At 44.9% G+C, this 11,585-nt stretch carries 8 protein-coding genes; 3 read left to right on the forward strand and 5 right to left on the reverse strand.

What is annotated here, in order from left to right; all coding sequences use genetic code 11:
* On the reverse strand, window positions 1-586 hold a 586-nt coding region (locus tag V6C93_RS36305; protein WP_333481558.1), incomplete at its 3' end, for an LIC_10190 family membrane protein.
* 651 nt (window positions 587-1,237) lie between these two features.
* On the opposite strand from V6C93_RS36305, the gene V6C93_RS36310 reads away from it, so the two are divergent.
* The 3 genes from V6C93_RS36310 (at window position 1,238) to V6C93_RS36320 (ending at window position 4,691) form a co-directional block, all read left to right on the forward strand.
* On the forward strand, window positions 1,238-2,488 hold the full coding sequence (locus V6C93_RS36310; protein WP_333481559.1) for a glycosyltransferase family 4 protein: 1,251 nt from the start codon (window positions 1,238-1,240) through the stop codon (window positions 2,486-2,488).
* Window positions 2,488-3,699 (forward strand): glycosyltransferase family 4 protein, encoded by a 1,212-nt coding sequence (locus V6C93_RS36315; protein WP_333481560.1) that lies wholly within the window; start codon window positions 2,488-2,490, stop codon window positions 3,697-3,699. The genes V6C93_RS36310 and V6C93_RS36315 overlap by 1 nt, the downstream gene beginning before the upstream one ends.
* 230 nt (window positions 3,700-3,929) lie before the next feature.
* Window positions 3,930-4,691: a polysaccharide deacetylase family protein gene (locus V6C93_RS36320; RefSeq protein WP_333481561.1), complete on the forward strand. Its 762-nt coding sequence runs from the start codon at window positions 3,930-3,932 to the stop codon at window positions 4,689-4,691.
* A gap of 1,718 nt (window positions 4,692-6,409) precedes the next feature.
* Here the strand turns inward: V6C93_RS36320 and V6C93_RS36325 are convergent.
* The 4 genes from V6C93_RS36325 to V6C93_RS36340 form a co-directional block, all read right to left on the reverse strand.
* Window positions 6,410-8,581 (reverse strand): hypothetical protein, encoded by a 2,172-nt coding sequence (locus V6C93_RS36325; protein ID WP_333481562.1) that lies wholly within the window; start codon window positions 8,579-8,581, stop codon window positions 6,410-6,412.
* 150 nt (window positions 8,582-8,731) lie between these two features.
* Window positions 8,732-9,682, reverse strand: coding sequence for a glycosyltransferase family 2 protein (locus tag V6C93_RS36330; protein ID WP_333481563.1), 951 nt, complete (start codon window positions 9,680-9,682; stop codon window positions 8,732-8,734).
* A gap of 118 nt (window positions 9,683-9,800) precedes the next feature.
* Window positions 9,801-10,895 (reverse strand): glycosyltransferase, encoded by a 1,095-nt coding sequence (locus V6C93_RS36335; RefSeq protein ID WP_333481564.1) that lies wholly within the window; start codon window positions 10,893-10,895, stop codon window positions 9,801-9,803.
* A 45-nt stretch (window positions 10,896-10,940) separates the two neighbouring features.
* A partial coding sequence (locus tag V6C93_RS36340) for a class I SAM-dependent methyltransferase (protein WP_333481565.1) occupies window positions 10,941-11,585 on the reverse strand: 645 nt, incomplete at its 5' end.

The following is an 11,585-nucleotide window of genomic DNA, read 5'->3' on the forward strand; positions in this document are numbered from 1 at the left end:
AAATCCGAGTGAGACAAATTAGAAAATGTAGACTGGCTAATAGAAAGGCAAAGCCACTTGTAAGCGCTGCTGTTCTAGCCTCAAAAATCCCAGCGTTAAAGGGAGCCGCTAAGGCAAACCAAGACGAAGTAAAGCCAAAGCGGTTATGAATTAGGGCTAGACCTGGAACTGCTCCAAACCGAGATAACCATCGGATAACTTGGAAATGATAAAGTCCCGTATCGAAAAAAGTAATTTTTTGCGATGCGGATGCAGCTACGATCGCCTCTAAAGTAATAAAGCCAAAAATCCATTTTGCAGATAGAACCGACCGTAGAGTTCTAATCTCAGCCCTCGTACACTGTAAGCTCAGAGCGATCGCCGCCATAGTTATAGCCACGAGCGCACCCACTAAGGGAGACAAGGGTAGAACCAGGGATACAGCTAGAAGCGACACTGAAAGGATCACTACTCCCAGCCAAACCGCAATAATCAAGCGATCGCCAATCCGCTCAAAGCAGTCGCCTTTAACCCCATTCAGAATAGCTGTCCCTATTAGCCAGCAGGCTAGCATGAGGCCAGCCCAAGCAATCATTAAGACCAACACTATCAGTTACCTCCGCCTTAAATATTACTAAATAGTTATTTTGTGTTATTCTTAACCAGCTTTTTTGTGAAGTCTAGAGTTAATGCCATCCTATCCAGCTTTGAGAGGTAATCGCTGCAACGCAATTAATACAACTATTTCAATTTTTGTAACAACAACATCAATTTATACTCTGCAAAGATTGCATAATATTTACATTTGCTTACACAAGAGCCAATGCTTACTTACGCGTAACTTCACTAAAAGAGACCTCAATTAAGGGAATATACAGAGCTTAGCTAGTATCCGATTTAGCACACTACTTATAAAGTCAATGCTATCAACCAAGGATAATTTACCTAAAGTTTTCGTAAAGACAGTAGAATAATCCTTAAAATCTCCGTAGAATTCAGGAGATTAAATTTATTGCTCCTATCAGGCTGATATACCCAGACTAGGAGGTTGTTGCACAATATAGCTCTTTGTTATCTAACTTTAAGATAGGGAAGAAAATATTTTAGCAGCGCCCTGCGTCAGAATTCAGGACCTTATTGCTCTTGTTTGTCTATGAGAGAGACCGCGAAAATCTGGAAAGCTTGCCGGGTGAAATTAAAGTTTGAGGGGTTCAAAGGCGATCGCTCTTGGAAAAACTTCCACAACAAGGCTTGAGTAATGCATAAACCTGTTCTAACGATCTTCTACCAATTTAACCCTTGGCAGACAAGCATTGGAGGAATCCAGACAGTCATCCGCTCTTTTGTCAAGTACTCTCCCAGTGAATTTGAAGTACGCCTAGTAGGCACAGGAGATGATAATTCCCAACCCTTAGGTATATGGAGAGAGGCCGAGCTGGCTGGGAAGGCAATTCGCTTTATGCCCCTGTGTAATGTACCTAATGATAGCACCAGAAAGTTCGTACCTACCAGTGTCAGGTATACGACGGCTCTTTTGAGACGTAATCTAGCCTCTGATTTTATGCATTTTCACAGGCTGGAGCCAACTCTTGCAACACTTAACTGGCCAGGAGAGAAGACTCTTTTCGTCCACAATGATATTCAAAAACAGATTGATTCTACAGCCAATAAAAATGCGATTCTTTGGGGACGAATTCCAGCCGCGTATCTGGCTCTCGAACGCCGGCTAGTGGGTCAGTTTGCCCAAATTTTATCGTGCAACACTGATTCATTACAGTATTATCGGCAGCGTTATCCGAAACTAGGCGATCGCGTTTCCTATATTAAAAACACAGTCGATACCGATATTTTCTACCCGTTAACCTTGGAGCAACGCGAACAGGGTAGGCGCATTCTTGCCCAGCAGATGGGTTTAGCCGAGGATACGCGTTTCGTTCTATTTGCCGGTCGCCTCCATGCCCAAAAAGACCCTGTATTGTTGCTAGAATCTATGGCTGCTCTGAACAAACCCAATGCTCACCTACTCATAGCAGGCGATGGAGATTTGAAGGATGCAATACATTCTAAGATCGGCGCTCTTGGATTATCAAAACAGGTGACGATGCTTGGGCCAGTTGCTCAGGCGGAGCTGGCACAGTTGTTGCGTATCTGTAGTGTCTTTGTATTAACTAGTGCCTATGAAGGTTTACCTGTAGTAGTCCTAGAAGCACTAGCGTGCGGTACCCCAGTAGTCACAACCCGATGCGGTGAAACTCCAAACTTGCTTTGTGCTCATAGTGGGGTTGTCTGCCAGGAACGCACGCCAACGACAATTGCTCATGCTCTTTTGCAGGTATTGTTAAATTCAGGTGATTATCCAATCGAGACATGTATTCAATCTGCCGAACCCTACAGTGCGCGTACTGTTGTGGGCTCTGTCTACAGGGATATGTTAAGCCGCTGGCAGCAGCAAAATCCCCTATCAAATAGTCAGAGCAGTCTTAAAAATTTTACAGAGGTGGCATCGTAATGAAAATAGCAGTGATTGGGGCGAAAGGTTTACCTGCTAAACAAGGTGGTATCGAACACCACTGTCAAGAAATTTACCCTCGACTTGTGGCGAAGGGACATTCTGTGGATCTATTTGCCCGCTCCTCATACACGGGCGATATTTCATTGCATCATTATCAGGTTGAGGGAGTTAGAGTCGTCTCTCTACCCTGCTTAAATTTAAAAGGAATGGATGCTCTATTGACGGCGGCACTGGGAGCGATCGCATCTAGTGGAACGTGTTATGACATTATCCACTTTCATGCGGTAGGGCCAGCCCTCTTTACTTGGCTACCTAAAATTGCCTCCACCGCAAAAATTGTTGTCACCTGTCATGGACTAGACTGGCAACGTTCTAAATGGAGCAAAGCTTCCAGTTATCTGCTACGTCTCGGTGAGCGTGCGGCTGTACGCTTTGCTGATAGGATAATTGTCGTTTCAGAAGAACTGCGTTCTTACTTTAAGCAAACTTATGGTGAAGAGGAGGCGCTCTACTACATCCCTAATGCTCCCTCTAAGCTGAGTGAGTCAGACCCTAATTTCGCTTATGGTAGCTCGTTAGGACTGACGCAAGGACGCTACATTGTATTTCTGGGCAGACTTGTGCCCGAAAAATGTCCCGATTTACTGATTAAAGCCTTCAAATCCATTCAGGCACAAGGATGGAAACTCGCCCTCGTCGGCGGTTCCAGCGATACGCCTGAATTCACCACGCAGCTACGTAACCTGGCAGAAAATAGCCCAGACATCATATTTACCAACGAACTCCAAGGAGCTCGTCTAGCAGAAATCATCCGGGGAGCCGGATTATTTGTGCTTCCTTCTGAGATCGAAGGCTTACCTCTAGCCATGCTGGAGGCCATGCAGGAGGGTATCCCTGTAGTAGCAAGCAATCTTCCTGTACATCAGCAATTAGTAGGCCACAACCGGGGAATGCTATTCCCTGTTGGAGATGTCGATTCCTGTAAACAGCGCCTTGATTGGGGAATCCATCATCTTCAAGAATTAGCCGAAATGGCTCAGAATGCACAAAAGCATATCAAGGACAACTATAACTGGGACAAAATTACTAACGACATGTTGGGCTTGTACACGGAACTCTTACCCGCCCCGCCACTACCAGATCTTCAAGACAACCCCACTCAAAACTCTCCATTGATAGGGATTGCCAATACTAAAGTCAGCAGCTAAACCGTGTTCTTGCTCTTTCACTACACGTTTTTCATACTCCTGATATGAGGACGTGTAGTAAGGCTTAATCTCAGTGGAGTCAATCTGATAGAGCCATGAACGCTCAACTGTTAGTGTAGCAGGACAAAGTTCAATCCCATGTCTGTTAAGCGTGGGATGAGCTTAACCATTTTGGCTGCTGTCAGTTGCTAGTGATTTAGGTTTTAAAAGAAGAAATTCGATCTGTGCCAATGCTAGGAAATATTATTATATTTTTGATAATTGCACTGGCTACGACCTTGGTTTTAAGGGTAGTAGAACTAGTAAATAGGCTTTCAATCAGCTTAAAATTTCAAGTTTTTGGCGAACTGGTCAATCAGGTCGATACCACACAGAAAGTAATTGCTTTGACCTATGATGATGGCCCCAATCCGCCCTATACAAACCAGTTAGTAGACCTTTTGCAGCGCCATCAAATACAAGCAACTTTTTTTGTCGTTGGCAAAACAATAGAAAAACACCCAGAAACCCTTCGATTACTCCTTTCCAAGGGACATGAGATCGGAAATCACTCTTATTCTCACAAACCGTTGCTCTTTAAAAAGCCTGGGTTTATTTGGTCAGAGATTGAAAAAACGGATAAAATCCTGCGTCAATTAGGTGTGAAAGAAGAAATCCATTTTCGCGCTCCCTATGGACGTAAACTTATCATCCTTCCTTACTTTCTTGCCAAACTGCGCAAAAAAAATATATTGTGGGATATCGATTCAAAAGATTATGAAGCATCTAACCCGGAAGATATAGAGTCGTATGTTCTTGAGCGGGTTCATCCTGGTTCGATTATACTCATGCATGATGGCGGCGGCGATCGTTCGCGAACAGTGGTGGCAACTGAAAAGTTGATCGAAAAATTAAAAGAAAAAGGCTACGGTTTCAAAACAGTTTCTGAACTTATGCGTCAAACATCAAATATTAAAGCTCAAGACGCACTAAGCTCTAATTCGTCTAATTAAGCAGTCTCACGGACGTTTTGGTCAAGCCCTCCAGCAGAACGATGGGAATTCTTGCTGTATCAGTTGCCTCCGCTAACCTCTAAAAATCTTGGCAGGGTCATCAAGATGGGCATACCACAGTCAAAACATCGTGAGACATAAGCTGATGTGCATTGAAATTTCATAGTTTTCTCCTCCAGCTTCCCCTGCGTCTTACCCTGCAACTTGAATGCCAATTAGCTTACTGCCTCTGTTGCAACGCATCAATAATAGCAGGCATCAACCGTAGGCTAAGTTCACGATGCACTGAAGATTCTGAAAGTCCTGTGCTTGCTTCAATCTCATCACTCATAAGATTGCGGTGTTAGTGCCCTTGCCCCATACGAGGATGGTTCAACTCCCAATACTTGCACGGGACTGAAAACGCATTTCGAGAATAGCAGCGCTAAGACGTTGATCACGCTCATCCGTTCGATGGGCAAAGTCACCATCTCTGTAAAGCACAAGCGTGCTCAGCTTTACGATTCCCTAAAAAAAAAGGTAAATTCGCAAAAGAATAGTAAAGAAGCATCTATCTTATGGCATATGTTATAAGCCTAAAGATACAATCAGCTCATTGCATAAAAGACAGAGTCAAGGGTGATAACTACAATAGCTACATAGCCAGCAAACAGCGTAATCGACCTCAGCACTTATTCTTCAGGGACTGTTTAACATGGAACGTAATCAGTTGGAGCAATCAAACCTAGTGACACAGTGTTTGAGCTTTATCTCTAAAGCTAGAGTCGTTGCGCTTGCAGCAAGTCTGGTTAAGAGACTAAGCTCTATGTTCTTAATGTTAGTTTTTACCGCTTGTGCCTTCGTTGTTTTGGCAGTTTCGGTCGTTGTGGTAACTGCCACATCACTAGTTAGGACGGTATTCTCACAAGTAAACGCCCCAAAAAAGAGAAGTTGGCAGCACTTACTTAAGGACGAACCCGTTTCTCCCAGCTGACTTTTCCAAAGTGACAGTACTTCGAGTGCAGACCTTACGGGACACCAGGCCTTTAGTGGGGATGGGCTTCCTAGGGATGCCTAGCATGTTCCGCTACACCTGATATGCTAGCTAGGACGTTCCCACTGGTGGCTAACGCGCTCCTTGAAAATAGCTCCTTAGGTTTGCGTGATCCAAGATTGATTAGTCTTCAACGAAACTTGACGCTGATGGGGTTTTCAGCTTTTATCAGAGTTGCTAAACCGATCAGGGTCAGTCGCGCTGCGGTAGTAAAAAGTATTATGCATACTCTTGCGAATTTTACAACCGTCACATTACTCATTTATCAACATTTTAGTTGAAATCAGATTCAGAAAATTTACTGATGCCAACACTACAGCCTGTATAACATGCTGTAAGAGTAATGCGATCTGAAAGTCAGAAATCAACAAATGACAGCTGCCCTAAAAAAACTAACTTCTGTCTTCTTAATGTTAAGCTTCACCGTCTTTGGTTTCGTCACGTTAGCAGTTTCGATAGTTTTGATGGCAGCCGAATCCCTGGCTTCATTGATATTGTCATTAGCAAAAGCACCAAAAAAAGGGAGTTTCAAAGAATCGATTACTGGGGTGAAAGTACCGTCTAGACAGTCTCAAAGCTGTTTATGACCCTGGCTTCTCCCTAACAGCGTCCGATTTGGGTCTAGCTGCCGCCTCACTGATGCACTAAGTCTTGGCTGATCATGCATTTCACGTCCTTCCGTGGGCTACTTGGTGGGAGATGAAGCAGCCTCCTTCTGGGAACTGTCCGGCGTTCCGTAGTAGATGCCCCTGCCGTTAGTGCCAATGAAGACTAGCCCAAACTGCTGCCAACTCGCCTCCATCACATTCGGCTCACCACCAATGGGGTTTTGCACAGAACCAATGCTTTTCCATGTTTCTCCTCTGTCCAGAGAACGGAAGATTCCTTCTCCCATGCCAGCAACTTTTCCATACAGATAGAGCGCTGGAGTCGTACTTCCTTTCTGAGGCTTCCCGATCGCAAACAGATATGCCCGCTCTACCGAGGACAGCTTAGTCATCGTCTTACCGCCATCTGTCGAGCGGAACAGACCGTTCCAGTCTAAGCTGAGCCAGACTTCATCTTTAACACCTGGAACTGTTTTCAGCGAATACCAATCCCATTTACTAGTTGGAAGCGATGAGTTGACAAGGCTGAAGGATGCGCCCCCGTCATTACTGCGGTAGACTTTCCCCTCGTTGTAGTAGTAAAACATGTTGCCATCTACCTTGTCTGCTACTAGTGGCTGACCCCAATACCACGGGCCTTCAGGGCCGTTGGGAAGTCCGGAAACTTTGCTCCATGAAGCACCCCCATCAGTTGTCCGCAGGGGTTGAGCTTTGCTCACAGCTACGACGAACAGATTTGGGTTAGTTGCCGATACAGCTACGCGCAGTGGTATCGTTTTCGGCGGAAATGACTGAAACTTCTTCCACGTCAACCCGCCATTTTGAGAAGTTGCCCCTGTATAAGTTGAGTTCCATCGAGAACCACCGACGCGGACTACGCGCGACGGTTGGCTTTCGGAGTAGGCAATGCCAAGAGTATCCCGATTCGCGAAAGAAATGCCGTCAAACATTTTGGACGGAAAAGCGTTAAGCCCGTTGTTGTGATAGAACCCGTCTACATCAGCTACGCCACTCAACAACACAGCCCCCTCCGGAGGAGCAGCCAAAGCAAAAGTAACTAGCTCCTCATGTCCTTGCGCGTAGTTAGTCCAGACTACTGGATTGGCGTGGATATCATCCGTCTGCAAAACCCCGAAGCCATTAGTCATCCAGACTTTTCCTGGGACATTTGGGTCAAACTCAATCGCAGACGTCCATGTTGAAAACATGGAGTCATCCCACCAAGGAACCGTGTGCTTTATTGATGCCTTTTTCTCAATCCAAGTGTTCCCCCCATCCAAGGTTTCATAGATTTTGGTAGACGTTGACTGACCCAAGGCGACCAATAAATTGTCCGGATTAGTCGGGTTAACACCCAAGGCATTGAAAGAGGCTGGGTTGCGGTATGGAGTGATATTCTTCCAAACCCCGTCTGCATATTTGCTAACCCCAGACTCATGCGTGACATAGAGAAATCCATTGCTGGTTGTCGCCATTCGCTGTGCCTGCTTGGGACTGCCCTCGATCTTGCTCCAAGTAGCACCCGTGTCAGTAGACTTATATACTCCATCTCCATAGACATTGATGTAGACAAGACCGGGCACTTGCTTGTCAAACAGGATGCCCAGAATGCCAATACCTGCTGTCAAAGTTGGGGAACAAGAAGTAACTTGACGCCATGTTGCTCCCGCATCCGACGACTTCCACAAGCCATTGTGCCGTGAACCAAAGTAGATTTCATTGGAATTAGACGGATTGACAGCCAGTCTCTCTCCCGCCCAGCGCTGCTTGTCGTTGCTGTCCATCCCCAAATCTATGTTCAGTTTAGTCCAGGTTTTTCCGCGATCCCTAGACTTAAAGATTGACCCTTTTGGCTCCCACTGGGAGTATTTACCAGCCGCCATGTATACGATATCCGGGTCGTTTGGATCGACGGCTAGCGATTCTCCCCCATAGTAGGTTTTTTGGGCAAGCGAAAAGCTGTCGTTTAATGGAATCCAGGTCTTATCTGCTGCATTCCAGCGATAAAAGCCACCAACGTCAGTTCTGATATAGGCAAGATCTTTTTGTAGCGGGTGTAGATAGACACCTGTAACAAAACCACCTCCGCCTATAGACACGTTAGCCCAGCGATAGCCATTTTGCCCTATAGCATAGCGGATTGGAGCAGTGAGTTTAGTAGCCCCAGGCTGTGGGTTGCCAGCAGCGCACCCAACCATAAGCGTCATACAGACAGTAGCTACTCCCCAATGGATAAATTGTGAAATCATTTTTCACTAACACTAAGTCTACGTTTAGACCGATTCAAAAAATACGGGCTATATCTAGATTCGCTTTGCCTTAGTTGCCTGTAGTGACATTAAAAAATGACTTAAATAGGCATTTTAAGCCTTTTCAAGTAGGAGTAAAGTCCGCTAGAACTAAAATTTAGTATCCCTCATATAATGAAAAGAAGCTCTAGCGTAAATTTCAACTTTCTCTAAAAGCGAGACTGAAGAGAGATAGTTTTTTACAAATTCCTGGCATTCTGTTGCAATCCCTCCAGCACGCGCAGACATACCCAAACCTGTTGCAAGTACATTATTTGTAAACTTATAAAACGATGGGAAATTGACTCGCATCCAATAAGCTGTCAGGAGAACTATCCTGGCTTGTACCTTTTGCTTGTCTTGCCTCATGGCATAAGCGTTAGAACCATGTACCCGATAAAGTGTTAATTCTTTATCCAATATCAGACCTTTACTCAGCGCTAAGGCAGTAAATTCCAGGTATCCATCATTAAGACCAATAGTTTTGGCCTCAGGCATGGGCAGAATTTGTTGGAGGAGCGAACGGGTAAAACAGAGACCGGATGTAGAGGGGAGAGGGGGAATCTTATTTTTCAATTTACCGCGTATCATGTAAGAGCCCACATCGTACTCTCGATAAGGGCTTGTATGATCATTTTTAGGAATAGATGAATCTTCATTACTGCTTTGACTAGCAGATGGATTACCATCGCTGTCTACAAACTTCAGCGGATGGAAACACCACCCCAGATTTTGGCTGGAGCCCAATGCTTCTACAACTTCTGACGCTTTTTCAGGCACAAACATATCGTCAGCATCCAAAAAGCAAACAATATCCCCTCGACTCGCTGCGAAGCCCGCATTAAAGGCAGAAGCTTGTCCCCCATTTTCCTTTAGCACGGGGATAATTTTATCCCCATAGCTAGCAATAATCTCTCGTGAATTATCGGTGGAGCCGTCATCCACCACAACTACCTCAACGTTAGGATAGGTTTGATTCAGGGCGCTATCAATCGCCTGCGGCAGGAAACGAGCATAATTGTAATTGTTGATAGCAATACTAACTAAAGGTTGCTCTTTCATACTTTACTCCTTTAAGCTTTTAACCTCATTTTTTAGCACTAGAAATAAGAGCGAGTCTACGCTTTTGTAACTTCATTAAAAATCCTAAACTAAAAGTCAACTCAAAGTTTTTAAATTTTCAATTAACAGCTAACACCTGCCGATACTCGGCTACAGCTTTTTCTAGCGAGAACTCAGCCGCCTTTCGTTGTAGAGATTCAGAGTCAGGCGGCTCTTCTAAGGTGCTAACAATTGCCTCTGCCATACCCTTGATATCCCCGACAGCCACTAGCTTTCCATACCGCCCATTTTCCAATATCTCTGCCGGCCCGCTCTTGCAATCAGTAGATACTACCCTCGTTCCCACAGCGATCGCCTCAATCAGTACAGTAGGCAGTCCCTCATATAAGGAGGACAGAACGAATACTGCCGATGAAGCCATGTAAGCAAAGGGATTGGCTACAAACCCAGGTAAAGTCACATCGTCCTCTAAATCGAGTTCCTGCACTAACGCTTCCAACTCAGGTCGATCTTTCCCCTCACCCAAAATCATCAACCTCGCCGGACGCTGCTTGTGTACTTGAGCAAAAGCTCGAATCAGTGTCGGAAAGTCTTTCTGCTTTTCCAGGCGTCCCACACCCAAAATCACCGGTGGTGAATCAGGCTCAAACCAAGGATGCTCAATAGGTTCCTTCGCTTTTTCAAATAGCTCTGGGGTGACAACTGGATTATAAATAACTTGAATACGTTTTGAAGACAATCCGAGATTTACCAAATCGTCAGCCGACCCTTGGGAAACTGTAACAATTGCATCAGCCCAAGGGTAGAACTTGCGTGCCAAATAAGGTGCAATTCGCCGTTTCAATTGAGTTGAATTTTGGGACTCCTGCGAAACTGTGTTGTGTACACTCACTACCACTCGGGTAGATACGCCAGCTAACCTCCGGCTCCACAACGCTACTAGGTTAATGTCTTGCATCGCCGAGAGCATGGCGACTGGTTTGTTCTGTTGCAGGTAGCGTACCAGAGCAGGAACACTTGATATCAGCCGCTTACCTTCCAGATTCACGACTCGCACCTCTGGGGGTACCAGCGACAGGAAATCACCTTCCTTCCTCACTAAAACTAGGTCTACATTTAAGCCTTGCTCAACAAAACCACGAGCCAAGTTAATTATTACTCTCTCGACTCCACCTCCACGGAGGTAGGTGAGGAAAATTGCCACACTAGACATTTTTATTAGCCCTGAGATTTTGCAAAGCCTTCGTCAGAAAAAACTTTACTGTATTCCTTTGTAAAGTTTTAGCAGTTCTCGATCAGACAGAACACGATCACTTTTTGTACCAATAAAATAATATCCTGCTGCCGCATCAAATGTACCTGGTTTATCTATTAAGAAGTAGTCGAAATATTTCAACCAAAATGATGTCAATCTTGTGAAAGCTTTGACCAGATCTTTTGCAATTTTTTTCTTGACAAAACTCAAAAAGAAGTATTCGTATGACCAAGATAATGCCATTCCGGGGCCACACACGGGGCCACTAGAAACCTCTTCAAACTTTCGGAACAAACGACGATGCCCTAAGTGGGTGAAACGAGTGAAGTCATATCGACCCATGTGTACTTGTTGCATAAATGGAGTTTCAGCATAAACAACCCCATTTTCTTTAAGGACTCGGTGAATTTGTTCCACACATCGATTTGGATCTAAAACGTGTTCAAGTACAGCTTGTACAACTACACCATCAAACGAATTATCATCAAAGGGTATGTCATGAGCATCACAGATTAAGGCTGTACGGGGGCCAAAAGAAACATCGCTTTCGATAATTTCGATAGATGGAATTGAGAATATAGCTTCCATTCCTTTACCCACTATACTGGCCCCGATTACTAGAATCTTGGGGGGCTCACTCTGCTTCTG

This window comes from Allocoleopsis sp., assembly GCF_036703385.1.
Taxonomy (GTDB): domain Bacteria; phylum Cyanobacteriota; class Cyanobacteriia; order Cyanobacteriales; family Coleofasciculaceae; genus Allocoleopsis.

Excerpts from the sequence above, each read along its gene's own strand:
- V6C93_RS36335 (WP_333481564.1), bottom strand. The coding sequence starts at position 10,895 with ATGTCTAGTGTGGCAATTTTCCTCACCTACCTCCGTGGAGGTGGAGTC.
- V6C93_RS36310 (WP_333481559.1), top strand. The coding sequence starts at position 1,238 with ATGCATAAACCTGTTCTAACGATCTTCTACCAATTTAACCCTTGGCAG.
- V6C93_RS36330 (WP_333481563.1), bottom strand. The coding sequence starts at position 9,682 with ATGAAAGAGCAACCTTTAGTTAGTATTGCTATCAACAATTACAATTAT.
- V6C93_RS36320 (WP_333481561.1), top strand. The coding sequence starts at position 3,930 with ATGCTAGGAAATATTATTATATTTTTGATAATTGCACTGGCTACGACC.
- V6C93_RS36325 (WP_333481562.1), bottom strand. The coding sequence starts at position 8,581 with ATGATTTCACAATTTATCCATTGGGGAGTAGCTACTGTCTGTATGACG.
- V6C93_RS36315 (WP_333481560.1), top strand. The coding sequence starts at position 2,488 with ATGAAAATAGCAGTGATTGGGGCGAAAGGTTTACCTGCTAAACAAGGT.